This window comes from Streptomyces sp. NPDC012637 (genome assembly GCF_042954805.1).
Taxonomy (GTDB): Bacteria; Actinomycetota; Actinomycetes; order Streptomycetales; family Streptomycetaceae; genus Streptomyces.
In genome coordinates this window covers 1,265,013-1,289,357 of the sequence record NZ_JBIBDS010000001.1, presented here as the reverse complement: position 1 = coordinate 1,289,357, position 24,345 = coordinate 1,265,013, and the positions used below count along the sequence as shown (strand labels likewise).

Annotated in this window: 21 protein-coding genes and 1 tRNA gene; 8 read left to right on the top strand and 14 right to left on the bottom strand. The window is 74.3% G+C overall.

Annotated elements, in window-relative coordinates:
- Positions 1 to 69 precede the first annotated feature (69 nt).
- The 7 genes from ACFY8W_RS05875 to ACFY8W_RS05845 all read right to left on the bottom strand — a co-directional run bounded on the left by ACFY8W_RS05875 (position 70) and on the right by ACFY8W_RS05845 (position 8,375).
- Entirely contained in the window at positions 70 to 1,770 is a 1,701-nt protein-coding gene (locus tag ACFY8W_RS05875) for a S8 family serine peptidase (RefSeq protein WP_391101736.1), read from the bottom strand.
- Positions 1,771 to 2,366: 596 nt separating this feature from the next.
- The gene (locus ACFY8W_RS05870; RefSeq protein WP_391100719.1) at positions 2,367 to 3,215 is read right to left on the bottom strand and encodes a GNAT family N-acetyltransferase; all 849 of its coding nucleotides are present in this window, start codon (positions 3,213 to 3,215) and stop codon (positions 2,367 to 2,369) included.
- A gap of 401 nt (positions 3,216 to 3,616) precedes the next feature.
- Positions 3,617 to 4,510: a hypothetical protein gene (locus tag ACFY8W_RS05865; protein WP_391100717.1), complete on the bottom strand. Its 894-nt coding sequence runs from the start codon at positions 4,508 to 4,510 to the stop codon at positions 3,617 to 3,619.
- On the bottom strand, positions 4,507 to 5,511 hold the full coding sequence (locus ACFY8W_RS05860) for an SPFH domain-containing protein (protein ID WP_391100715.1): 1,005 nt from the start codon (positions 5,509 to 5,511) through the stop codon (positions 4,507 to 4,509). Before ACFY8W_RS05860 ends, ACFY8W_RS05865 begins: the two co-directional genes overlap by 4 nt.
- A 125-nt stretch (positions 5,512 to 5,636) precedes the next feature.
- Complete coding sequence (locus tag ACFY8W_RS05855; RefSeq protein ID WP_391100713.1) at positions 5,637 to 6,020, bottom strand: VOC family protein; 384 nt, start codon at positions 6,018 to 6,020, stop codon at positions 5,637 to 5,639.
- Between the two features lie 268 nt (positions 6,021 to 6,288).
- The gene (locus ACFY8W_RS05850; RefSeq protein ID WP_391100711.1) at positions 6,289 to 7,446 is read right to left on the bottom strand and encodes a DMT family transporter; all 1,158 of its coding nucleotides are present in this window, start codon (positions 7,444 to 7,446) and stop codon (positions 6,289 to 6,291) included.
- Complete coding sequence (locus ACFY8W_RS05845) at positions 7,443 to 8,375, bottom strand: phosphatase PAP2 family protein (RefSeq protein ID WP_391100709.1); 933 nt, start codon at positions 8,373 to 8,375, stop codon at positions 7,443 to 7,445. Before ACFY8W_RS05845 ends, ACFY8W_RS05850 begins: the two co-directional genes overlap by 4 nt.
- A gap of 181 nt (positions 8,376 to 8,556) precedes the next feature.
- On the opposite strand from ACFY8W_RS05845, the gene ACFY8W_RS05840 reads away from it, so the two are divergent.
- The 3 genes from ACFY8W_RS05840 to ACFY8W_RS05830 all read left to right on the top strand — a co-directional run bounded on the left by ACFY8W_RS05840 (position 8,557) and on the right by ACFY8W_RS05830 (position 11,614).
- Positions 8,557 to 9,174 carry a TetR/AcrR family transcriptional regulator C-terminal ligand-binding domain-containing protein gene (locus ACFY8W_RS05840; RefSeq protein ID WP_391100706.1) on the top strand — a complete coding sequence of 206 codons (618 nt, stop codon included), beginning with the start codon at positions 8,557 to 8,559 and terminating at the stop codon, positions 9,172 to 9,174.
- 359 nt (positions 9,175 to 9,533) lie between these two features.
- Entirely contained in the window at positions 9,534 to 9,905 is a 372-nt protein-coding gene (locus tag ACFY8W_RS05835) for a DUF488 family protein (protein WP_391100704.1), read from the top strand.
- Between the two features lie 233 nt (positions 9,906 to 10,138).
- Positions 10,139 to 11,614: a cytochrome P450 gene (locus ACFY8W_RS05830; protein WP_391100702.1), complete on the top strand. Its 1,476-nt coding sequence runs from the start codon at positions 10,139 to 10,141 to the stop codon at positions 11,612 to 11,614.
- On the opposite strand, the gene ACFY8W_RS05825 is transcribed toward ACFY8W_RS05830, so the two are convergent.
- A complete protein-coding gene (locus ACFY8W_RS05825) occupies positions 11,604 to 12,167 on the bottom strand; it encodes a DUF309 domain-containing protein (protein WP_391100699.1) in 564 nt (187 codons plus the stop codon). The genes ACFY8W_RS05830 and ACFY8W_RS05825 overlap by 11 nt on opposite strands.
- A 115-nt stretch (positions 12,168 to 12,282) precedes the next feature.
- Between ACFY8W_RS05825 and ACFY8W_RS05820 the strand changes: the two genes are divergently transcribed.
- A tRNA-Pro gene (locus ACFY8W_RS05820) sits at positions 12,283 to 12,356 on the top strand.
- A gap of 210 nt (positions 12,357 to 12,566) precedes the next feature.
- Here the strand turns inward: ACFY8W_RS05820 and ACFY8W_RS05815 are convergent.
- Positions 12,567 to 12,896 (bottom strand): hypothetical protein, encoded by a 330-nt coding sequence (locus tag ACFY8W_RS05815; RefSeq protein WP_391100697.1) that lies wholly within the window; start codon positions 12,894 to 12,896, stop codon positions 12,567 to 12,569.
- A gap of 350 nt (positions 12,897 to 13,246) precedes the next feature.
- Positions 13,247 to 14,155: a YhjD/YihY/BrkB family envelope integrity protein gene (locus ACFY8W_RS05810; protein WP_391100695.1), complete on the bottom strand. Its 909-nt coding sequence runs from the start codon at positions 14,153 to 14,155 to the stop codon at positions 13,247 to 13,249.
- 260 nt (positions 14,156 to 14,415) lie between these two features.
- Here ACFY8W_RS05810 and ACFY8W_RS05805 point away from each other — a divergent pair, with 260 nt between their 5' ends.
- A complete protein-coding gene (locus ACFY8W_RS05805; RefSeq protein WP_391100693.1) occupies positions 14,416 to 15,804 on the top strand; it encodes a glutamate decarboxylase in 1,389 nt (462 codons plus the stop codon).
- 200 nt (positions 15,805 to 16,004) lie between these two features.
- Here ACFY8W_RS05805 and ACFY8W_RS05800 read toward each other — a convergent pair whose 3' ends face one another.
- The gene (locus ACFY8W_RS05800) at positions 16,005 to 16,436 is read right to left on the bottom strand and encodes a hypothetical protein (protein WP_391100690.1); all 432 of its coding nucleotides are present in this window, start codon (positions 16,434 to 16,436) and stop codon (positions 16,005 to 16,007) included.
- 432 nt (positions 16,437 to 16,868) lie between these two features.
- Here ACFY8W_RS05800 and ACFY8W_RS05795 point away from each other — a divergent pair, with 432 nt between their 5' ends.
- On the top strand, positions 16,869 to 17,237 hold the full coding sequence (locus ACFY8W_RS05795; protein WP_391100687.1) for an anti-sigma factor antagonist: 369 nt from the start codon (positions 16,869 to 16,871) through the stop codon (positions 17,235 to 17,237).
- A 52-nt stretch (positions 17,238 to 17,289) separates the two neighbouring features.
- Here the strand turns inward: ACFY8W_RS05795 and ACFY8W_RS05790 are convergent, their stop codons facing one another.
- Genes ACFY8W_RS05790 through ACFY8W_RS05780 form a run of 3 tightly spaced genes read right to left on the bottom strand, consistent with a single transcriptional unit; the run spans position 17,290 to position 19,809 of the window.
- Complete coding sequence (locus ACFY8W_RS05790; protein ID WP_391100684.1) at positions 17,290 to 17,955, bottom strand: response regulator; 666 nt, start codon at positions 17,953 to 17,955, stop codon at positions 17,290 to 17,292.
- Entirely contained in the window at positions 17,952 to 19,139 is a 1,188-nt protein-coding gene (locus ACFY8W_RS05785; RefSeq protein ID WP_391100681.1) for a histidine kinase, read from the bottom strand. The genes ACFY8W_RS05790 and ACFY8W_RS05785 overlap by 4 nt, the downstream gene beginning before the upstream one ends.
- A gap of 7 nt (positions 19,140 to 19,146) precedes the next feature.
- Positions 19,147 to 19,809, bottom strand: coding sequence for a DUF998 domain-containing protein (locus ACFY8W_RS05780; RefSeq protein ID WP_391100679.1), 663 nt, complete (start codon positions 19,807 to 19,809; stop codon positions 19,147 to 19,149).
- Positions 19,810 to 20,277: 468 nt separating this feature from the next.
- Between ACFY8W_RS05780 and ACFY8W_RS05775 the strand changes: the two genes are divergently transcribed.
- Together ACFY8W_RS05775 and ACFY8W_RS05770 are read left to right on the top strand one after the other, a co-directional pair.
- Positions 20,278 to 21,138, top strand: a complete 861-nt coding sequence (locus tag ACFY8W_RS05775) for a dienelactone hydrolase family protein (RefSeq protein WP_391100677.1) — start codon at positions 20,278 to 20,280, stop codon at positions 21,136 to 21,138.
- A gap of 223 nt (positions 21,139 to 21,361) precedes the next feature.
- A complete protein-coding gene (locus tag ACFY8W_RS05770) occupies positions 21,362 to 24,181 on the top strand; it encodes a LuxR C-terminal-related transcriptional regulator (RefSeq protein ID WP_391100674.1) in 2,820 nt (939 codons plus the stop codon).
- Positions 24,182 to 24,345 lie beyond the last annotated feature (164 nt).

Here is a 24,345-nt window from a genome sequence, read left to right as displayed (position 1 = left end):
TCGCTGACCAGCGGTGATGCTGGTGTGTGGGGGGTGATCAGGCGGCGATTCGCGAGCGAATCAGCCGGTTCAGAAGGTCAGGCTCCACGAGTCGATGTAGCCGGTGTCACCCGAGGCCACATCGCGGACCTGGAGCTTCCAGGTGCCGTTGGCGACCTCGCTGGACGCGTCCACCGTGTAGGTGGCGAGCACGTTGTCGGCGCTGTCGGACCCGGAGGAGGCCTTCAGGTTGCGCACGGTGCCGTCGGGGGCGACGAGGTCGATGACCAGGTCCCCGCGCCAGGTGTGCTTGATGTCCACGTCGACCTTGAGGGCGGCGGGGGCGTTGCCGGTGCGGCCGGTGACGGCGATCGAGGAGGACACGGTGGTGTTGTCCGAGATCGTCACGTTGTTCGCGTTGGTGAAGACAGAGCCGGTCGGCGGCGTGGTGGTGCCGGTGACCGCCTCCACCGACTTCGCGGCGTCCGCGATGCCGGTGCCGCAGCCGCCGGTGCAGGTGCCGGGCAGCGGGCGGGCGTTGGTCTTGATCGCAGACTCGATCTCGGCCGGGGTCAGGGTCGACTTGGCCGACTTCAGGAGCGCGGCGAGACCGGCGATGTGCGGGGCCGCCATCGAGGTGCCCTGGTAGGGCTTGTAGTTCTCGGTCGACTGGACCGTCGTGCCGGAGTTCAGCGTGGAGTAGATGCCGTTCTCGGGCGTGGTCACGGTGCCGGGCGTGTCGGTCGCGCGGCGGGTCTCGCCGCCCGGGGCCGCCACGTCCACGATGGTGCCGTAGTTGGAGTAGTACGACCGGTTGCCCTCACGGCTGGTCGACGCCACGGTGATGACGTTCGAGCAGTTCGCGGGAGTGAAGCCGGACGCGTTGGCGTTGCTGTTGCCCGCGGCGACGACGACGGTGGTACCGCGCGAGACGGCGCCGTTGATCGCGGTCTGGTAGACGCTCGGGCAGGAGGCGCTGGCGCCGCCCAGGCTGAGGTTGATGACCTTGGCCGGGGTCGGGTTGGCCGGGACGCCCGGCACGGTGCCGCCGGAGGCCCAGGTGATCGCGTCGGCGATGTCGGCGGAGGAACCGCCGCACTTGCCGAGCACGCGCACGGGCTGGATCTTCGCGTTGTACGCGATGCCCGCGATGCCCTTGGTGTTGTTCGTGACCGCACCGATGGTGCCGGCCACGTGGGTGCCGTGCCAGGAGGAGTTGGAGGCCTTGGAGCCGGTGCCGCACTCGCCGTCGGTGGCGTTCCAGTCGCCCTCGTCCTTGGCGTCGGCGTCGCGGCCGTTGCCGTCACGGGCGTCGGCGGAGGTGGAGATGAAGTCGTAACCGGAGACGACGTTGGTCGCCAGGTCCGAGTGGGCGGCGTAGCCGGTGTCGATGACGGCGACGGTGACGCCCGAACCGGTGGTCTTGTCCCAGGCGGTGGGGACGTTCATGCCGCCGGTGGCCTCGAAGAGGTCCCACTGCTTGGCGTAGTCGGTGTCGTTCGGCGCGACCGCCATGGCGTACGCGCGGATGTCGGGCTCGACGGAGGCGACCTGCGGGTCGGCCTTGAACGCGGCCATGACCTCGGCGACGTCCTGCTGGGACGCGGAACCGCCCAGGTCCACCAGCGCGGCACCGCCGGCCAGGCGGCGCTCGAAGGCGAGCTTCTCGCCGGTCGCGGCGGCCTTGTCGGCCGCGTCGCTCTTCGCGGCGGCGTTGGAGCCGGCCTCGGCGGACGAGGACTTGTAGGTGACGATGACCTTCTCGACGGGGGCGCTGGGCAGCGCGGTCATCGACTGCGAAGCCGGAGCCGGCTTCGGGGAGGGTGCGGCCGGGACGGCGGCGAACGCCCCGGAGGTGGTGGCAGCGGCGCCGAGGATAGCGGCGCTCGCGACCACCACGGATATGACTCTCCGCCTGGAACCGTTCAAGGTGGGGCCCTTTCGAGTACGACGTGAGTGGAGCAGTGGCGGCGGCGCGGAAACCGCGGGGCGAAGTGGGGTCGCGATCCGCCGTTCCCTGGGCGTGGGGGCCCGTGCGCCGCCACCGGCGCGACGGCCCGGGTCAAGGCCGTCCCCGGCGGACACCACCCACCCGTCCTCATGGACCTGACAGGTTGAGGTGGAAGGAAGGATCTGCCGGTGCGGCAGACAGTAGGGAACGCCGAGGTGAACTCGATACGGGGAAAACCCTTGTCACCCCCAGGGGGAGGGAGGGGGAGGGGCGGGGGCGGGCGTTAGGCCTGGTGACAAGGGTGGAAGGGCCGCAGGGGCGGGACGGTGGCCCCGCCCTCCGCCCGCTCCCGCCGCGGCCCCGCGGGAGGGTGTCGATGACGGCGGTTGGGGTGGGCTTGCCCCGGTAGGTGCGCGGTCGGGAGGAACCGTACCGTTCAGCCGAGTTCGAGGGTCGTCACACCGAAGACCCGGTCCTTCGCGAGGGGCCGGATCGGGCCCGTGTACATCCGGGCCGTCTCGAACGTGGGCTCCAGGCCGCGGGACAGGGCGAGGCGGGCCGCGGCCGGATTCGCCTCCGGCATGTCGACGGCGATGCGCGGGGCGCCGAAGGCGCGGGCCTCGGCGGCGAGGGCGTCGAGCAGCGCGGAGGCGTCGGCGGGCGTGTCCGCGAACAGCGGCCCGATCCGGGCCTCCTGCTCGGCCGGCCGCACCACGCCGTAGCCGCTGAGGCGCCCTTCGGTGAGCCGCACCAGGGCGCGATGGCCCGGCGCGCTCAGCCAGGCGGCGAGGAAGCGCGGCCGGTCGGCCGGATGGCACGCGCTGTCGTACGCGGCGAGCTCGGCCGGATCCACCCGCTCCGCCGCCACCACGCCCGTCACCGGCCGGTCGGGAAGCGGCACTTCGCCCACGTAACGGGCGGTGCGGTACGCCGGGGCGAAGCCCGAGCGACGGTAGTTGTCCTGCTGGGCGGGCACCCCGTCGAGCCCGACCGTCCGCCCGCCCGCGTGCGCGAGCGCGGTGCGCCAGGTCGCCAGGCCGTGACCGAGACCGCGCAGATCCGGGCGAACGAGATAGAACCCCAGGAAGGAATAGTCGTCGCTGTAGTTGACGACCGAGATCGCGGACACCGGCTCCCCGTCGACCCGCCCCATGAAGAAGCCCTCGGGGTCCTGCGCGAAGAACGCCGGGGCGTCCGCCGCACCCGGGTTCCAGCCCTCCGCCGCGCACCAGTCACGTACCAGTGACCAGTCCTGGAGAGAGGCGCGGGACACGTGGAGGGTCATGGGGGTCCCTTCGACGGCTTCGGGGGAGTGGAGCGGCCGAGCATAGCGGCGTCGGAGGCGGGTCCCGTCCGTCCCCGTCGCTTTCCGGCCGCGCCGTCGTCGTCGCGTTTCGGCCGCGCCGTCGTCGGCGTTTTCCGGCCGGGCCGCTGCCGGCGCTCTTCTGCTGGGCGACGTGGGTGAGCCCTGCTTGCCCTCCCGCCCACCGGCCGCGCGAGGTCCGGGCGGGAGGTGAGGGGGGAGGGGCGGGCCCCGCCCGGGCTGCCGGCCGCCGAGGTCCGGGCGAGGGCGGGGGCACCGGCCCGCGCGAGGTCCGGGCGGGGCAGGGGAGGGTGGGCTTCGCCCGGGGCCGCAGGTCGCGCGAGGTCCGGGCGGGGGCGGACTCCGCCCAGGCGGCCGGCCGCTCAGCCCACCAGCCGCAGCACGGTCTCCGCGACCCCGATCCGTACCGACCGGCCCCACGTCAGCTCCAGTGCGTCCGACTCCATCCCGTCCCCGAAGGCGACCAGCCGGTCCGACTCCACGACGAGACCCAGCGCGTCCCCTGCCGCCAACAGGCCCTCCACGCACGCCGTTCCGGTGACCGGCGAGGGCCAGGCCTCCCGTACCGTCCACGCGAGCCGAGGCGCGGTCGGCCCGGGCAGCGGGAGCGTGCTGCCACGCTGCTGCCAGAGCGAGCGGAGCCAGCCCGTGGCCCCCGTGCCCGTTCCGACGAGCACGCCCGACGAGGCCTGCGCCTCGGGCGGCGCGCCCGGGGCCCGCAGGGTGTAGCGGGCCGTCTGGTGCCCGGGCGGGCCGATGTAGATCTCGTTGAGGGCGAGCAGTCGCTGCGCGTCGTCCGTGACCGCCTCGACCATGGTGAGCGGTTCCGCCGCCGTCCGCGCGCCCGTGGCCGACGGCAGCAGCCGGCGTGCGTCCGCCGGCCGGTGGCGTACCAGGACGCCCGGATTGCGCCCGGGATCGTCGTCGATCCCGACCACCGGCTGCCCCGACAGGTACTTGGCGACGTTCGCCACCAGGCCGTCCTGCCCGACCACCACGACCAGGTCCTCGGGACCGAACAGGAAGCGGTCGAGGTCGGCACGCTCGACCCGGGCCTGCCGCCAGCGCAGCGGCACCGCCGCGGCCACCTCGGCGAGCGCCCGCCGGTTCCGCTCGTGCCGCTCGTGCACCTCCGTCACCGAGCGCCCGCGCGCGGCCAGTTGGAAGGCGGCCTGGCCGTGCGTACCGTGCCGGGCGAGCAACTCCTCGTACTCCGTGGTCCGGTGGACCAGCACCGCCCGCGGCGCCAGGCTCACGCGCCCGCACCTCCGCCGAGCTTGGCCAGCAGCCCGGTCACGACGTCCGGCGAGAGCGTCAAGTGCTCGATCCGCGGCAGTTGTTCGGCCGCCCGGGTGGCGGCCAGCGCGTGCAGCGTCGCGGGGGCGACCTCGGCGTGCGCCCGCAGCCACGCGCTCTGCGCCTCGGCGCGCGCCGCGCCGACCTCCCGCGCGGCCTCCGCCTCGGCGTGGGCGAGCCGTACCGTACGTGCGGCCTCGGCCTCCGCCCGCACGGCGTCGGCCGCGGCGCTCTCCTCCGCCTCGCGGCGCGTGTTGATGCCGCGCTGGTCGACCAGGCGCTCCTCCTGGCGGGCCAGTTCGATCTTGCTGGCCAGCTCGTTCTCGGCGATGGCGCGCTCCCGCTCGACGGCGACGGCCCGCCGCTCGTACGTCGCCCGGTCCGCCTCCTGCTGGATCTGCTCGCGCGCGGGAGTGCGCAGCGCGCGCTCGACCTCGGGCTCCGGGCGTACGGCCACGACGCGTACCGCCACGACCTCGATGCCGGTGTCGGGCAGCCGCGGCTCGGCCGCGAGCCCGGCCGCGATCCGGTCCCGCACCGTCCCCACGCCGTCGACGAGCGCCTCGGCGAGCGGGATCCGGGCGAGCACGGCGAGGGCGTGCTGCTGCGCGGTCTCGGTGAGCAGGGTGCCGATCTGCTCCAGCGGGGTTCCGCGCCAGGCGCCGGTGTCCGGGTCGACGGAGAAGTCGAGCCGCGTGGCCGCGGCGGCCGGGTCGCCGATCCGGTACGTGACGGTCGACTGGACGCTCACGTCCTGGAAGTCGGCGGTACGGGCGTGGAAGGCCATCGCCAGTTCCCGGTCGTCCACCGGCACTTCGGACAGTGCGGCGGAGAGCGGGCGGAACCAGAAGCTCAGTCCCACGCCCTCGTGCGCGAGCTTCCCGCGCCGCTGGTGGCGGATGTGCGCGGTGGGCGCGGAGCGCAGGTGTCGCCAGCCGGCGCGGCGGGTGATGTCGGCCATGGGACCCTCCTTGTCGTCAGTGTGACGATAGGGGGTCGTGAGAGTTGTCGTCAAGATGACGAGATGACGAGATGACGGGATGACGAGATGAGTGGAGGTCGGACCAGGGAGAGGTGGGAGCGCGCTCAGAGGGCCGGCAGTCGCTCCCGCAGCAGGCAGAACTCGTTGCCCTCCGGATCGGCCAGGACGTGCCAGCTCTCGCTGCCGGTCTGGCCGACGTCGGTGGGCTTGGCGCCGAGGGCGATCAGCCGCTCCAGCTCGGCGTCCTGGTCGCGGTCGGTGGCGTTGACGTCGATGTGCAGCGGCAGCTTGCCCGTCCGTGGGTCGCTGCTCGGGCTCAGGACGAGTGTGGGCTGCGGGCCGCCGAAGCCCACGCCGGGCGGCCCGATCTGGATGCTTCCGTCCGCCTCCCGGCCGAGGTCGACGTAGCCGAGGACCTCGCTCCAGAACGCGGCGAGCCGTTCGGGGTCGGCGCAGTCGATGACCAGCTCACTGATGCGGCATGCCATGTCCGTCACTGTACGAACGCGGCCCCGGGAGCGATCGCCGACCGCGTCCGGGTGGGTGACGGCCCGCGCGGGTGTTTCCGAGAGTGAGGAGAGGAGGGGCGGCTCAGGCCGGCGGCGGTTGCGCGACCTCGTCCCGCAGCTCCCGCTCGGGTGCAGCTCGGCGTCCGCGACGGCGCGCCACGGGCGCGCCGAAGGGCGCGTAGGCGGGGAGGGGAGGGAGGCGGAGGGGGGAGGTGAGGCGCGCCTCGGCCGGTCGGCGGGTCACGCTCTAGCGGGCGGGCTCCGGCAGCGGGTCGGGACTGGTCAGGCCGGCCGGTACGGCGAGCAGCGCGGGCTCGTCGAGCGGTGTTCCGAGCGGTGGGGCGAGAGGCCGGCCGACCGGCTCGGCGGCCGACTCGGAAGCCGGCTGGGTGGCCGGCTGGGCGTGGGGTGCCGGGGTGCGGGGTGACAGGACCGGGCCCGGCCCCGTGGCCGAGGACGCGCTCGGGGAGCGGGCCGGAAGCGAGGACGCGGTCCCGGTCGGCGGCTCGGGCTCCGGCGACTGCTCCGGGCCGAGGCCCGTGGTCAGCAGGACCACCCCGCGGGCCGCGACCAACGCCGCGACGGCGGCCACTGCCCAGCCCCAGGCGCCCGCGCGGAAGGTCTCGCCCAGCAGGGCCACGCCGATCACCGCGGCGGCGGCCGGGTTGGAGAGGTTGACCACGGCGAGCGGAGCGGCGAGCCCGCCGCGGTACGCGACCTGCGAGAGGAGCAGCCCGCCCACCGCGAACGCGGCGATGAGGAGGGCGAGCAGCGTCGTCTGCCACCAGCCCGTCGGCCCGCCCGTCAGTCCACCGGGCAGGTCGCGGGCGAGCGCGACGGTCAGCGTCTGCGTCAGCGCCGAGCCGACGGCCGAGGCCACCCCGGAAGCCGTCGCGTGCCCGAGGCCGCGGCCCCGCTCACGGCCGGCACTCCGCCCCCGCGCGGCGAGCAGGGCGATGAGCAGCAGCGTGGCCGCCGTGACGACCAGGGTCTCGCGCAGGTCGAGCACCTCGTCGGGCGCGACCGGGCCGGTCACGGCCACGAGCCCGACCAGGCCCGCCAGGGTCCACAGCGCGCCCCGCCACTCGACCCTGCTGACCCGACGGTGTGCCCCGTACGCGCCGATCGGCAGCGCCGCCACGAGGGTCAGCGCGCCCAGCGGCTGGACGAGGGTGAGCGGCCCGTAGTGCAGGGCGGCGACATGGGCGAGTGCTCCGCCGGCGTTCAGTCCGACCGCCCACCACCACTGCGGGCGGGCGAGCAGCCGGCGCAGCGCCCCGCGCCCGTCGGCGGACGCCGAGGCGAGCCGTGACTGGGCGACAGCGGCGAGCGCGTAACCGGCGGCCGAGACGAGCGAGAGCAGGACCGCGACCGCCGTCCCGGCCGCCCCTCCGTCGGCGCTCATCGCAGCGCTCCCGCGGTGGCGGCGGCCGTGACCGCGGTGGTCGGGACAGGGGTGGCCGGGGACGGAGTGACCGGGGTGGAGGCGACCGGGTCAGGAGTGGCCGGGGCTGCCGGGGCTGCCTGCGTGGGCCGGGCGGGCCGGGTGTGCGGCGCGAGCGGCCGGGGGTCGTCGTGGGGTCTGTGCCACCGGTCCGGTGCCGGTACGGCGAGCAGCGCGAGCGCCAGGAGGGCGGCGGCCACCAGCGCGTCGAACCAGTAGTGGTTCGCGGTGCCGACGATCACGAACAGGGTGAGCAGCGGGTGCAGCAGCCACAGCCACCGTCCGCGCGAGCGGGTGGCGGCGATCAGCCCGATCGCGACCATCAGCGCCCAGCCGAAGTGGAGCGAGGGCATCGCGGCGAACTGGTTGGCCATCGAGTCCGTCTCCGGCGTCGCGCCGTACACGGAGGGCCCGTACACCCGCGCGGTGTCGATCAGACCGCTCGCGGCCAGCATCCGGGGCGGCGCGAGCGGCAGCAGCAGGTGCAGGGCGAGCGCGGCGGCGGTGAGGAGGGCGAGCACGCGGCGGGACCACAGGTAGTGGCCCGGGCGGCGCCAGTAGAGCCAGGCGAGGAAGGCGAGGGTGGCCGGGAAGTGCACGGCCGCGTAGTAGGTGTTCGCGACCCTGACCAGGCCTTCGCCGTGCAGCAGCAGCTCCTGGACCGCGCCCTCGCCCGGCAGGTGCACGGCGCGCTCGAGGTCCCACACGCGGTCGGCGTTGTGGAAGGCGCGGGTCTCGTGGCCGTTCGCGAAGAGCCGGCCGAACTTGTAGACGAGGAACAGCGCCGTGACGAGCAGCAGCTCGCGCACCAGCGGCGGGCGTGCGGGGGTAGCCGTCGCCCCCGGTCCTGCAGGACGAGTTCTTCGTATCCCGCGTATCCCGGAAGCCATGGCGCGGCCCTCGTTTTCCGTCGAATTCTCCGCCAAAGCGGACAGCAAACGGAGGAACTCTAGATCCGAATCTATCGAGACGCAAGCGTCTCGATACGTTTGCGTCTCGATTGTGCGCCCCCTACTCTCGGATGTGCGGAAACAGATCCGCTGGGGTACGGGGTGTCCGGGAGGAAAACCGATGTCCACGCAGGCCGCGACCGCCGCCGCCCGTCGCAGCAAGCTGACCCCCGAGCGGGAGGCCGAGCTGTACGAGGCGGTCATCTGCCTGCTGCGCGAGGGCGGCTACGACTCCGTCACCATGGAGGGCGTCGCGGCCCGCACCAAGTGCGGGAAGGCCACGCTCTACCGCCAGTGGGGGACCAAGCCCCGGCTCGTCACCGCGGCCCTCGACAAGCGGCGCTGCGCCGTCTTCACCGGCGTCGACACCGGCTCGCTGGTCGGCGACCTGCGCGAGGTGGCCCGCATCGCCGCCTCCGGGCGGGAGCGCGACGCCGAACTGATGGAGGCGGTCAGCCAGGCGTACATCCAGCACCCGGACCTGCGGGCGGCCCTGCGCGAGACCGTCATCGAGCCGGAGGTCGCCGCGCTCGACGCGATGCTCGGCCGGGCCGTCGAGCGCGGCGAGATCGCCGCCGACAACCCGGCGATCGGCTTCGTCGCCCCCTGCTTCCTGGGCATGCTCCGCATCGAGCGCCTCTTCGAGGACCGGTTCGTCGACGAGGCGACCATGCGGACCTTCGTGGACGCGGTACTGCTGCCGGCCCTCCGCGTGGACGTGACCGACTCCCGCGAGTGACCGGCCCCGGGAAGTGACCGCCCGGTGACCGATTCCCGGCCCTGGCCGACCCTCGGGAGTGACCGGCCCCGGCCCTGGCCGACCGTCGGGAGTGACCGAACCCCGGCCCTGACCGACCGTCGGGAGTGACCGAACCCCGGCCCTGGCCGACCCTCGGGAGCGACCGCCCTCCGGCCCTGACCGACCGTCGGGAGTGACCGAACCCCGGCCGGCCCTGACCCTCTGGTCGGGACCGCCCTCGGGTCCTGGCCGACCCCCGGCCCTGACCCTCCGGTCGGGACCACCCCCGGTTCCTGGCCGACCCCGCAGGTGACCGACCCCCGGATGTGAAGCCCGGGCCCGTCCGGCACTCTGAAGCCATGCCCCACACCCCACCGCCCCGGCTCCGCGTCCGGCGCATCTACGAGCCGCCCGAGCCCGACGACGGCCTGCGGGTGCTCGTCGACCGGCTCTGGCCCCGTGGCATCGCCAAGGCCGACGCGCACATCGACGAGTGGCCGAAGGCCCTGACGCCCTCCAACGAACTGCGCCGCTGGTACCACGGCCCCGAGGGCGAGTTCGAGGAGTTCCGCCGGCGTTACGAGCGCGAGCTCGCCGAACCGGCCGCCGCCGAGGCCCTCTCCGAGCTGCGCGCCCGCGCCGCCGAAGGACCGGTCACGCTCCTCACCGCCGCGAAGGACCCGTCGGCCAGCCACACCACGGTCCTCACGGCGGCCCTGGAAGCGCGATAGGGCACACCCGACGGATCAGGGCCCGCCCACGGGCGGGGGAAGAGCGCGGGACCACGCCACACCCCGCCCGCCTCCGCACGTCGCTTTCCCGCCACCTCCCCGCACGGCCCTGTTCACCCGCACCCGCCCGCCCCACCATGGCCCCGACGGACCAACGGCCCGACGTCAACGGCCCGACGGCCCGACGGACGCAACGGCCCCGAAGGACCGACCGCCCCGGCGAGGAGGCGCACATGGACCAGGCCCGACAGCCCGAGCAGACCGCGGAGGCGGCCCCGGACGCGCCCGGGAAGCCGCCCACGGCCGCGCCCGCCGAGGGGACCGGGGCCGCGACGGCTGACGCGGCCACGGCCGCGACCGCGGGCGGCCCGACGGCGTTCCCGCCCCGGCCGGGAGCCCTGCGCCGGCCCGCTGACTCGACCGCTGACGCGGACACGGCCGCGGCCGAGGAGGCCCGGCGGGAGCGGCACGCCCGGCTCGACCGGTTCCAGCGCGACCCCTACCCGCTCTACGACCGGGCCCGGCGCACCGCCGGGCTCACCTTCGTCCCACTGCTCGACGCCTGGCTGGTCGCCCGGGACGCCGACATCCGGGAGGTGCTGCTGCGACCCCAGGACTTCTCCTCGGCCCAGTCCCTGCGCCCCGACGTCCAGCCCTCGCCCGCCGCCCTCGCCGTCCTCGGCGGCGGCTTCGCGCCCCGGCCCACCGTCGTCTCCACCGACGGTCCCGCCCACCGCCGCCACCGCGCCCCGCTCAACAGCGGCCTGTCCGCCGCCCGGACCGCCGCGCTCACGGCGTACGTCACCCAGCAGGCCGAGAGGCTCGCCGAGGCCTTCGCCGGCGCCGTCGCCGAACACGGCCGGGCCGACCTCATGGCCCACTACGCACGCCCGCTGCCCGGCGCGGTCGTCGGACGGCTGCTCGGCCTGGACCCGGCGGACGTGCCGACCGCCGTCCACTGCTCGTACAGCGCCGAACGACTCCTGTACCGACCGCTGTCCGAGCCCGAGCAGATCGCCGCAGCCGAGGACGTCCTCGCCCTCCAGCACCTGCTCGACCGTTATGCCCGCGACCGCCGGGCCCGCCCCGGGGACGACCTGATCACCGGCCTCGTCACCGCCCTGGCGCCCGACGCGGGGCTCGGGCCCGGGCCGCGGGCCCTCACCGGCGACCAGCGCTGCGAACTGGTAGCCAACCTCCAGAACCTGCTGATCGCGGGGCATCTCACCACCACCGCCCTCATCGGCACGACGGTGCTCCACCTGCTCCGCCACCGCGACCAGTGGGAACGGCTGCTCGCCCGGCCCGACCTCATACCGGCGGCCGTCGAGGAGGCCGCCCGCTACGACAGCGCCGTCCAGGGCTTCCGCCGCACCACCACCCGCCCCGTGACCCTCGCGGGCACCGAACTGCCCGCCGGCGCCACCGTCTTCGTCGCGTACGGCTCCGCCAACCGCGACCCGGCCCGCCACCCGGACCCCGACGTCTTCGACATCACCAGGGCCCGGGCGCACGCGCGGCACCACCTCGCCTTCGGCCACGGCCCGCACGGCTGCCCCGGCTCCCAGCTGGCCCGGGTCCAACTCCGGGCGACCCTCGCGGTGTTCACGCGGCGGCTGCCCGGACTGCGGCTCGTCGAAGGCCGTCACGTCCCGATGCGGCCCACCCTCATCCACCGCTCGCCGGAGGAACTCCTCCTCACCTGCTGAGCCGGCGCAGTCGCGGTGCCTCCGCCGCCGCGTCCACGGAACCGGCCGCGCTCGGGCCGCCGCCCGCCTCCACCCGGGCGGCGAGCCCGCGCGCCCAGGCGACGACCCCGGCGACGTCGATCCCGTACGTCTCGGCACCGCCCCGCGCGTACTCCTCGACCCGCCCGGCCCCGCGTCGCAGCAGCCGCGCCCCGCCGGCCGCGTTCCCGCGCGCCGCGTGCGTCAGACCGACCGCCGTCTGCGCGAGGCCCTGCCACAGATCCCGCTCGCCGTCCGGCCCCGACTTCCAGGCGTCCTCGAACACCTCGTGCGCGTGGAACGGCATTCCGGCGTCCAGTAGCCGCTGCGCCTCCCGCACCGTCCCGTCCGGTGACCGCACGACCCCTTCCGGCTGCCGCGCCACGCCCTCCGCCCCGTACGCCAGCGGCCGCCCTAGCCCGTCCCGGGGCCGCGCGCTCCGCGCCCGCCCTAGCCCGTCCCGGGGCCGCGCGCTCCGCGCCCGCCCCTCCGCGTCCCTGTCCCTGCCCCGCTCTCGTCCCGAGTCCCTGTCCATCGCCCCATTCTCCGCCCGGACGCCCGGTGACACCCCGTGTGGTGATCCACCCCGTGAAGTGAGGTAATGTTCTCTTGCACGCCGCCGCCGGGGTCAAACCGGGACGGACGGGCATCGGGACGTGGCGCAGCTTGGTAGCGCACTTGACTGGGGGTCAAGGGGTCGCAGGTTCAAATCCTGTCGTCCCGACTCGAAAGAGTCGCAGATCAAGGGGCCGTGTCAGAGAAATCTGACACGGCCCCTTGATCGTTTTTGGGGACCACTGGGGACCACTGGGGGACCAGCCCGCCTTGCCCCCCCGCGTCAGCGGGCCACGACGATCCGGCTCGGCAGGAACCGGGGAGCGCGAGCGCGGAGCGCGCTGAGGCGGGCGGTGAGTGCGGCGCCGTCCGGGGTGGTCTAGGAGTACCAGGTCGCCTCCGCCGGCCGCGTCCGCCGGGGCACCTCCCGCTCGGGCATGGGCCTGCGTTCGCCACCCGCGAGCAGGGTGCTTGCCGGATCGCCGCCGAAAGCGCCCGGAAGCGCCACCTCGACCTCGATGTCGCGAGGCGGGTCGGTGGGCAGGACCGCGGCCATCACCGTGGTCCGGGCGCGGCGGCCATGGACGCTGGCGGCGGCGACCTGCTTCCCGTCCACGAGGAGCTCCAGCTCCCGCGTCCCGCCCGTCCGCAGGCCCACAGTGACCGAGCAGCCGGCGTACTCGCAATGAAACTGGTACTCGCGGCCCATGATCGCCTCCCTGAAGCGCCCGGCAACGAGGCCCCTTTCCCTCCATTCTGGCACCGGACGACGGCCCGCGTCGTTCCGGCCGACGGCCTGTCCCCGCTGTCCTCCTGCTCGGGGCCGATCGGGGAGCGTGGCCTCTGTCGGTCTCGCACGCGCGACGGGCTGCACGGGCAGGAAGCGGCGACACCCCGCGGCGGAAGCCGACCCCGCCCCTGGTCCTTCGCGGTGCTCCGCGCCCGGGTCATCGGCGAGCGCGGCGACCGTGCCGACGACGCGGAGCACGGTCCAGGTGATGCGGCCGAACGAGGGCGGGGCGCCGGCTCGGTTCCGGCGCGCTGCGCCGGTGGCAGGGGTCACGATGCCCTCCGCATCTTCTTGACCGCGGCCCGGAAGGACATGCCGCGGTCGTGCCACATCATGCCGACGGCGGCGCCCAGCGTGATCACCACCCCGATCGCGATGAAGAACGACATGAGGGCGAACACCACCCCGATCGGCCCGTACTTCTGGTCGTTGCTGATGACCATGTCGGAGAAGACGAAGTGGAAGACCGCCAGCATGCTGACCCAGAACCCGCCGGTGGCGACGGCGCACGGCAGCAGCCTGCGCCAGGCGACCTCGCCACCCAGCAGGAGCCGCATCGTGAGCCACCAGAAGGCGACGCTCGCGGGGATGTTGACGATCCACCACGCGACCGGTGCAGCGGCGTGCAACTCGTGCCCGGCAGAGGTGCCCGCGGCGGTCCAGGCCACGACCCCGGCCAGCCAGACCAGCGCGCGCAGCCTGTCCCGTGCGCCGTGCGGGCGGACCTCGAACACCTGCTGGTACAGGGTCTGGAAGGCGGAAGCCGATGCGATGCCGCCGAGGATGAAGAACGCCCACGACAGGCCGGTCACCGCCGAGGTGGTGGCCGTGGAAGAGGCGAAGAGGTCACCGACCTCGGCGGCGGCCTCGTGGTTCAGGCCGAGCCGCTCGCTCAGATACGACACCGCCGACCGCCCGGCCAGAGCGGCGACGATCAGCATGAACGGGACGGCGCACAGCAGCAGTGTGGCGGCCAGCAGCATGGCCCGGTTCAGGAAGTCCACCGCGTCCAGCCGGTGCCACAGGTTCTCGGCCCAGGACCCGGCGTACTTCGCCTTGCCCCACTGGGCGGCCCGCCGGGTACGCCCGGGGTTTCCGCGCGGCGGTCCGCCCCCGTGGGTGGTCCGGGACCCGTGGTCGTCTCGCGAATCACCGGGGGACTGATCCCTCGACCGCATGATGCACCCTCCCGGCAATGACCGCCTGGGTCGATGATCGCCTGGAAACCCTCGGGCTGCGGCGACACACGTATCCAGGGTCACGCTGTCACCTCAGCGGTCGCACCGCGACGGAGACAGGGCCGGCCGAGTGTCCGCCCGTCAGCCGGCCTCAGGGCCCTCCTGGCAAAGTCCCAAGATGGCGTACGTCCACATGCCGACCCCTCAGCCGCGTCCGTAAGGTCCTACTCGGACCAAAGGACCGAAATGAGAGGTACCCGGTGGCCCTCCACAACGCCCAGGAACCGGCGGCCGACCCGGCCGTCGACATCTTCGCCTCGCCCCTGAGCGAACAGCCCCTGCCCAAACGATCCATGCCCGACCTGCCGTCGCCCCCTCCCGTCGTCTACCAGCTGCTGCACAACGAGCTGCTCCTGGACGGCAACGCCGCGCAGAACCTGGCCACCTTCTGCACCACCTGGACGGACGACGAGGTCCGCCGCCTGATGGACCTGTGCCTGGACAAGAACATCGTGGACAAGGACGAGTACCCGCAGACCGCGGAGATCGAGTCCCGGTGCGTCAACATCCTCGCCGACCTCTGGCACGCCCCGGCCGGTGCCGACCAGGTCAACGCGGTCGGCTGCTCCACCACCGGCTCCAGCGAAGCGGCCATGCTCTGCGGCCTCGCCCTCAAATGGCGCTGGCGCAACCGCCGGCAGGCCGCGGGGCAGTCGACCGAACGGCCCAACCTGGTGTGCGGACCCGTGCAGGTGTGCTGGGAGAAGTTCGCCCGCTACTTCGACGTGGAACTGCGCCAGGTCCCGGTCGAACCCGGTGCGACCGGCCTCCAGGCACACCAGCTGCGTGAGTACGTCGACGAGAACACCATCGGCGTCGTCGCGATCCTCGGGGTCACCTACACCGGCACCTACGAGCCGGTCGCGGAGATCGCCGCCGAACTCGACCGCATGCAGGCCGAGAACGGCATCGACGTCCCCCTGCACATCGACGCCGCCTCCGGCGGGTTCATCGCCCCGTTCCTCCACCCCGACCTGGAGTGGGACTTCCGGCTGCCGCGGGTCGCCTCCATCAACGCCTCGGGCCACAAGTACGGGATGGCCCCGCTCGGCGTCGGCTGGGCCCTGTGGCGGGACCAGGACGCCCTGCCCGACGGCCTGGTCTTCCATGTCGACTACCTCGGCGGCGACATGCCCACCCTCGCCCTCAACTTCTCACGCCCCGGCGGCCAGGTCATCACCCAGTACTTCATGTTCCTGCGCCTGGGCCGCGAGGGATACCGCCGCGTCTACCAGGCCTGCGCCGACACCGCCCAGCACCTCGCCCGCCGGATCGCCGACATGGGCCCCTTCACCCTGCTCTACGACGGAGCTGGCGCTCTGCCCGCCGTCTCCTACACCCTCACCGACCCCGACTCCGTCGACTGGACCCTCTACGACCTCTCCGACCAGCTCCGCTTGCGCGGCTGGCAGGTCCCCTCCTACCCCCTGCCGCCGGACCGCCAGGAAACCGTCGTCCAGCGCGTGCTGGTCCGCCACGGCGTCGGCCGCGACGAGATCGAACTCCTCGCCGACGACATCCGCAGGGCGATCAAGCACCTCGACGCAGGCCACCCGCACGACGCCGACCGCGTCGGCTTCCACCACTGAGGCAGCGCGAGCTCGGTGTCCCCCGGGAGCAGGCCGGGCTCCTTCCGCCGTCGCAGGATCTCCGGCCGGACCGCTTCGTACCCCCGATCGAGCATCCGAGGTCCGCCCGTAGCCCCTCAGGGGCAAGGTTCCTTGAGCCACGGTCTCCTGCTCAGTGCCGCGCCGCCGGTCCCGCGTGTCGCGGGCCGGCGGCTGCGCATTCAATCCTGTCCGGCTGTTCTGGTCGTTCCGGCGCACAGAGCCCAGATGACGACAGCGTCGATGGCGATCAGCATGATGGCCCAGAACGGGTAATAGGGAATCCACAGGAAGTTGGCGAGCATCCCGAGTCCGGCGAGGGCGATACCGACGACGCGCGCCCACATGGCGCCGGAGAAGAGGGCCATGCCGGCCAGAACGATGAGGATGCCCAGGATCAGGTGGATCCAGCCCCATCCAGTGGTGTTCATCTTGAAGGTGTAGTCGCGGGCGACGACGATCAGGTCGTCTTTGGCGATGGCGGCGATCCCCTCGAATATCGCCATGGCACCGCCGAAGATCATCATGACGGCGGCGAAGACCGTCCAGCCGGTGGCGAACGGCCTTCGAGTGGTCTGGGCCCCTCTCGGTGCCCCACTGACGTTGCTGGCCATGGTTCGGGCTCCTTCGAGAAGCACCTCGTCGCCACGTCGGGCGACCTGGTCGGAGGCTCCGTATTCAGGTTGCCACTCCCGACGCCCGTCAGCACCTCCCGACTGTCCGGCGCCCGCTCCCCGGGAAGTCAGGCCTGGATCAGCAGCGGTCCCGGCCGGCCTGACGGTCGTGACGACGGTCCTCGCGCCGATCACCGCCGCGACCGGGGCCCCACGGTGGGTGAACGCGGTGCGGAGGGGGAATACTGGTGTCAACCAGCCTGGTCTGGTGGGAGACCCCGTGCTACCAACCGGTCACCAAAAGTGGCTGACGGCCGGTACGGGTGGTCTTACTCGGCTATACGCGGCCCGGCGCCGCGCGCTTGACGGCCCTCTTCTGCCCCTGATCGTGGGAGCCGACCGTGATGGGCTCCTCTACGGAGGCGGAAGACCATGCGTCCCGCTCTGACCGTGCACGTCCGCACGCACGCCGACACGACCGTGGTGGCCGTAGCCGGCGAACTCGACCTCGACACCTGCGCGCAGGTCACCAACGCCACCGACGCCCTCCCGCCCCTGGCCGGGCACGTCCTGGTCCTGGACCTGTCCCGACTGGTCTTCATGGATTCCACCGGTCTCAACGTGCTGCTGACCCTGCGCGCACGTGCCCAGGCCGAAGGCGGCCGCCTGGAGCTCATCGACGTCCCCCGCCAGGCGCTGCACGTGCTGGACCTGACCGGTACCCGCGACCTGTTCGCCCTCCATTGGCGCCCGGCCCGGTCCCGCGGACCCGCGCAGGCCGCCGGCCGCGGCATCCGGTAGCCGTCTTCTGGCACCGCGCTCGTCAAGGACGCTCCCTCCGTAAGGAAACGTCCTAGCCGCCGGCGTGGACCAGGCCCGTCTCGTAGGCGAGGATCACCAGTTGGGCGCGGTCGCGGACGCCGAGTTTGGCTATCGCTCGCGTGACGTGGGTCTTGGCGGTGAGCGGGCTGATGAAGAGCTGTGCGGCGATCTGGTCGTTGGACAGGCCGGTCGCGATGAGGCGGGTCACCTCGAGTTCCCGCGAGGTGAGCACGGCGAGCCGTTCGGCGGTGTCCGTGGGGGTTGCCGGGCGGTGCGCGAACTGCCCGATCACCCTTCGGGTCGCGCCCGGTGAGAGAAGCGCGTCGCCGGCCGCCACCGCCCGGACGGCCTGGCGCAGGTCGTCCGGTTCGATCTCCTTGGTGAGGAAGCCGCTCGCGCCCGCGCGCAGGGCCGCGAAGACGTACTCGTCGGTCTCGAAGGTGGTGAGCACGATGACCCGGCAGTCCGTCAGATCCGGGTCGTCGACGATCGTCCGGGTGGCGGTGAGTCCGTCCGTACCGGGCATGCGGATGTCCATGAGGACGACGTCGGGGCGGACGGAGCGGACGGAGCGGACCGCCTCGTCACCCGTGCCCGCCTCGCCGACGACCTCGATGTCCTCGGCCCGGGAGAGGAGGCTGCTGAATCCGGCCCGTACCAGGGCCTGGTCGTCGGCGATGAGCACGTTGATCGTCATGGGTGGAAGCCTGGCAGAGGGATGGCGGCCCGCACGAGCCATCCGTCGCCCTTGCCGTGCGGTCCGGCGGAGAAGTGGCCGCCGAGCGCCCGGACCCGTTCGTCCATCCCGCGCACCCCGTGCCCGACCGCCCCGGGTGTCCGCACCGCGGAGCGACCGTCGTCGGTGACGCTCACCTCCACCCGCCCGTCGACGAGCCGGACGGAGATGTCGGCCCGTGACGCCCCCGCGTGGCGGGCCGTGTTGGTCAGCGCCTCCTGGACGACCCGGTGGACGGCGAGGGACACCGGCGCGGGGACGGTGGCGAGGTCGCCGGCCGTCTCCAGCCGGATGTCCAGCTCCGCCGACCGCATCCGGTCGACGAGCGCCGCGACCTCCGGAACCCCGGCCGCGGGGCCCTCCGGGACCTCCCCCGGCGCGCGCAGCACGTGGACGAGCGCGCGGAGGTCCCGTACGGCCTCGGTGCGGACCTGCTGGGCGGTGGTGAGCGCGGTCCGCGCCTCCTCCAGTGAGTCGTTCAGGGCCTCGGCCGCGACGCGGAGTTGGATCCCGACGACGGTGAGGGTGTGGCCGACGACGTCGTGCAGTTCGCGGGCGATCTCCAGGCGGGCCTCCGCGATCCGCCGGCCGGCCTCCAGGTCCCGTTCCCGCGCGGCCCGCAGCAGGCGCTCGTCGAGTTCGGCGCGCCAGCGGAGGCGGTTGCGGTAGGCCGTCGCGGCGGCGAGGAGCACGGCCAGCCACAGCGCCTCGGCTCCCAGGGGTACGAGGATCTCCCGCGGGGTGGCGTCACCGGCCGTCGTCTCCCACGTCGCGGCGAGGGCCAGTTCGGCGAGGCCGACGCCGGCGGCCCACGGGAGGCCGGGCCGGCCGGGCCGGTCGTCGGCGGCCAGGCCGGCGTAGGCGGCCGAGGCCGGCCACACCCAGCCGACGTCGGTGAGCCCCGAGACGCGGAACACGGCCACGGCCTGCACGCTCAGCAGCAGCACGGCGAGCGGCAGGCGGCGGCGCGCCGGAAGGAGCAGGCCCAGCCACAGGGCGAGCGGCAGGGCCCCGGCGGCGTCCGGCCGGCCGCCGAGCCAGGCGGTGCCCGCCAGGACGGCGACGGCGGTGCCGGCCGCGAGGAGCCCGTCGATCAGCCGCGCCGTGCGGGGGTCGGCGGAGGCGGGGACGGAAGGTCGGTCCATCCGCCGATCATGCACGAGGGCCCCGCTTCTGCCCGCCGCGGGGGCGCGCCGCGGCCAGGGCGAGCGCGATCCATCCCAAGTCGGCGGCGAGCACCAGGCGTTCGACGAGACCGACGAGCGTGGGAGCGCCGCCCAGCCCCAGCGACGGACCGCCGTCCATCACGTCGGCCAGGAAGACCGCGAGCGCCGCCGTGGCGGTGACCGAGGCCACGGTGAGGACGTTCAGCGCCGTGCTCAGTGCGGGCCTGTGGGCCGCGAGCGTCCTGCGAAGCAGCACGGCGGCGGTCGGCAGGGCGGCGAAGGCGAGGAAGGCGGCGTTGCCGTGGACGAGTTCGGAGAGGGAGGGGCGGCTCCAGTGGCCGGGCGGGTCCGCCGGGAAGAGGGCCGCCACCAGGATCCCGGCCGTCCACACCACGAGCGCGGCCCGGCCCGCCCGCCGGCTCCCGGCACCCAGCCGTACCGCGAGGACGGCCGAGGCGGCTCCGACGGCCAGCAGTGCCGCCGGGAGCAGCCAGCCGGCCGTGCCGTGTACGTACCGGCTGAGGGTCTCGCTCACCAGGTCGTACCCCGGGTTGAGCGTCTCCACCGCAGCCATCGCCAGGGCCCCGGTGCCTATCAGGGCGAGCGGAGCCCGCGCTCCCGCCGCCGGTGCCGTGTGCGTCGCCGTCATACCGTCCTCCTGGGTGTCGTTCCGGTGATCCAGAACCTACGGAGGAGGTGAGGGCCGCCGCGTCGTCCCGATGCCGACATCCGGTCGTACACCGGCCGGTGTCATCGTCCGGGCCGGCTGCACCGTTTGGTGTACGGGCCGGGGACAGCCGGGCCGCCGTCGGCAACCGCCGTCAGGACACGAGGACCGCCGTGGAGACACGGGGTGCGATCGGGGACGCCGCCGTGGGTCCCGCACCCGTCGTCCACTGCGGGCCCAAGGCGCCTTCGACGGGCCGGCGCGGTGCGGGTTCGCCGTCGCGCCCACCGGAACGCCCGCGAACGGGGAACCGGTCATTTCGCCGATGCCTTCCTCCGTCGTCGCCCCGACAGTGACGGGGCCGGTCCACACCGGTGCGCCGGCCGTCTTCCGGTCGGCGCCGCGCAGCCCACGCCATGACGGCACACGACTCGAGAGGACGACTCCGTCGTGAAACGACACATCGCTGCCGCCGCAGCCCTGGCATCCCTGGCCTTCCTGGCCGCGCCCGCCGCCACCGCCGCGGACAACCCCTATCAGCGCGGCCCGGCGCCCACCGTGGCCTCCATCGAGGCGGCCCGCGGGTCGTACGCGGTCTCCCAGACCAGCGTCTCCTCCCTCGCCGTCACCGGGTTCGGCGGCGGCACCATCTACTACCCCACCTCCACGAGCGACGGCACGTTCGGCGCCGTGGCGATCTCGCCGGGCTTCACCGCGTACGAGTCCTCGATCTCGTGGCTCGGACCGCGGCTCGCCTCGCAGGGCTTCGTCGTCTTCACGATCGACACCCTCACCACGCTCGACCAGCCGGACAGCCGGGGACGCCAACTCCTCGCGGCACTCGACTACCTGACCCAGCGCAGCGCGGTCCGCGGCCGCGTCGACGCCTCGCGGCTGGGCGTCATGGGCCACTCGATGGGCGGCGGAGGCACCTTGGAAGCCGCGAAGAGCCGGCCCTCGCTCAAGGCGGCCATCCCGCTCACCGGCTGGAACACCGACAAGACCTGGCCCGAGATCAGCACCCCGACCCTGGTCGTGGGCGCCGACGGCGACACGATCGCCCCGGTCGCCACCCACTCGGAGCCGTTCTACGAGAGCCTGCCCGCCTCACTGGACAAGGCCTACCTGGAGCTCAACGGGGCCACCCACTTCACCCCCAACAGCTCCGACACGACGATCGCGAAGTACAGCATCTCCTGGTTGAAGCGGTTCATCGACGACGACACCCGTTACGACCAGTTCCTCTGCCCCCTGCCACGGCCGAGCCTGACGATCGAGGAGTACCGGGGCACCTGCCCCCTCGGCTCCTGACGTGCCGAGGTCTCGCCGCGGGTGGGGCGAGGACCTCGGGACCGGCCGTTCGGCCGCGTTCGGCCCCGACGGCCCGCGAAGGCCCGCCAAGGGCCCGGTCTCCGCGGGCCGCCCGGCCGGACCGCTCGGGTTGTCCGCGTGCACAGAGGACCGGCCCGAGGTGTGGACCCCGGCCCAACGCCTCCCTCTTTCCTCGCCTCTTACCGGCCAGTACGGTGACGGCGTGAGTGGAGCGCCGAGGGTCGCCGCTGCTCCGCGGCTGTACGACCGTACGTCCGAACTCGCCGCCGTCGCGCAGCTGTCGGCGCGGGCCGCCGAGGGGAGGGGCGCCGTCCTGCTGCTCACCGGGGGCCCGGGCACCGGTCGGACCGCCCTGCTGGAGCAGGCCGTACGGGACTCCCGGGTGCGCGCGCACCGGGTGGCCGCGCCCGGCGGCAACCGCGTCCCCTGGAGCGGGATACGCGCCCTCCTGTCCGCCCTCGCCCCCACCCCTTCGGCCGCCCGCCGTGCCCTGCGGGCGGCCCGTGGCCCGGCCGGCGTGCCCGGGGCACTCGCGGCCCTGTGCCCCGGCGAGCCGCTGCTGCTCTGCCTGGACGACCACCACCTCTGGGACGCCCATTCCCGCACCGCGCTCGACGCGGCCTGGCGCGGGAACACCGGACCGTGGGCGTGGGTCGTCTCGTTCGCCGCCCATCACCGGCCTCCCGATGTGCCGGGTGCCCGGCTGCTGTCCCTCGGGCGACTGAGCCGCGAGGGAGCGCGGCGCCTGCTCGACGACGTGTGCCCGGTGCCCCTGACGGCGTCCTTCCGCACGCGGCTGCTCGACGAGGCCGCGGGCCATCCCGGTGTCCTGGCGGCGACGGCCGCTCGTGTCCCCGCCGAGCCGAGGGGCGGAGAAGGTCCCTCGGGTCCGGTCATCGCCGACGCCTCGCTGTCCGAGGTGTACCGCGGGCTCCTCGACTCCCTGCCGGCGGAGTGCGGGCGGGTGCTGACGCTGGTGGCCGTCGCCGGGGAGCCGTGTCCCGACGCCGGGCGGCCCGGTCCGGCGGCCGGGGGACCGGACGCCCCGCGCCCGGTCGGCGCGGACGCGGTCCTGGCGGTGGCCCGCGCCGTGCGCGCGTCGCCCGAGGCGCTCGACCGGCTGGTCGCCGACGGGCTCCTGCGCGGGACACGGGGAGCACTCCGGTTCGACGACCCCTTCCTGCGGCGCGCGGTCCTGGGTGCCGTGCCGCCGTCCCGGCGCCGGGAGCTGTACGCCCTCCTCGTCCCTCCCGCCGGAGGCCGATCCGACGCCGGGAGCGGGCCGGCGGGCGGGGACGACGTCTCGAAGGGCCAGGGTGCCGCGGCGGCGCGTACGCCGCACCCCGCCGGGCACGGTGCCGGGATGCCGGCCCCGCCGCCCCGCCCTCCTGGAGTGTCGGCGGAATCCGAGACGGCCGGAGTTCCCGGCGCCCCGACAGCAGGAGATCCGGTCCGCGAGGCCGGCCACCCGTCCGACCGGTTCCGGGCACCACACTTCGTGGGCGAGGCGACCGGCGAGGGGCGGGCGCCGGAGGACGTACGGGGGATGCCCGGTGTGGTGCGGGGCAGGGCCGAACTCGCGCGCGGCCTGGCCGCACTGGGCGACGGTCCGGTCGGTGACGCCCATCAGGTGTTGCTCCTCGCCGCCTCGTTGCTGCGCGACGGGGCGCCCGAGGAGGCCTCGGAAGCGCGGTTCCTCGCCATGGAGGCGGCGTGGGCCGCGGGGGACCCGGAGGCCTGCGCGATCGCTCTCGGCGGGGGCGGCTTCGGCGCCGACCGCACCGGATCCTCCGCCGGCGCCGACGCGGTGGAACGGGACTTCCGCGACGGAATGTGCGCCGCGCTCGCGGTGCGGCTGGAGGAGGCGCGTGCACCGCTGGGCCGGGTCGTGGCCCACGACGGCGCGTCCGACGATCCCCGCCGGCTGTTGCGCGCGGGCGCCGCGGCCCTGGTCCTGGGCGACGCGCCCGCCGCCGTACGCGTCCATACCCGCGCCCTGGCCACGATGCGCGCCACCGCCCGGGCCGCGCTGCTGCCCCGGGTCCTCGAGCACCTGGCCTACGCCGAGTTGCGATCCGGACAGCACGAGCTCGCCGCCGCGCATGCCAGGGAGGGACTCCGTACGGCGGAGTCCACCGGGCAGCGCAACGCGGCCGCCCACCAGCACGCGGTCCTCGCCCTGGCCGCCTCCGTCCGGGGCGACGCTCCGGCGGTCGTCGAGCACGCGGGCCGTGCGCTCGGGACCGCCCGGGCGCACGGCCTCGTCCAGGCGAGGACGCTCGCCGAGTGGTCGATCGCCCGGGCCGAACTGGCGGGCGGGCTCGCCGCGCAGGCCGCGGCGCGTCTCGCTCCCCTCGTCGGAAGGGGGCCGCGCGGCGGTCACTTCGCCCTGCGGATGCTCGTCGTGCCCTGCTTCGTCGAGGCCGCCTGCGCGGCGGGCCGGGAGGCCGAGGCCGGCACGGCGGCCGAGGAGTTCGCGGTCTGGGCCGGGCTCGGCCTCGACCCCCAGGCACCCGGCCAACTGGCCCGCTGCCGTGCGCTGTTGACCCAGGGAGGCGACTCGGCGGACTGGTACCGGGAGGCGGTGCGGCACCACGAGGAGAGCGGCAACGACTTCGAACGCGCAAGGACCCTCCTCGCGTACGGCAAGTGGCTACGCCGCCGCAGGCGTCTGGTCGAGGCCCGGGGCCCGCTCAGCGACGCGCTGGTCACCTTCGAGCGCGCTGCGGCCGGAGTCTGGGCCGACCAGGCGCGGGCCGAACTGCGCGCGACCGGAGGTGCGGCGGACAGACGGACCGTCCCCGGTGCGGTGGGCGAGCTGACCCCTCAGCAGCAGCGCATCGCCGGGCTGGTGGCGGCGGGGGCGACGAACCACGAGATCGCCGACCGGCTGTCGCTGAGCCCCCGCACCGTCGATCACCACCTGCGGAACGTCTTCGCCCGGCTGGGGATCCGCTCCCGCGTCGAACTCTCCGGGCTCCTGTCCCGTACCACGGGGGACGGCCGCCGCTCCGAGGCGTGACCTGAGGGGGGCGGCTCCTGTCACGTACCACCGGCGACGGCCGCCGCTCCGGCCGGTGACATGATGGGGGCGGCTCTTGTCCCGTACCAGGGGCGGGCGAGCGTCCGCTCCCCGGCGGCACCGCGTTGCCGGCACCACGGCCGTCCTCCCCCCGCCGTCGCCAC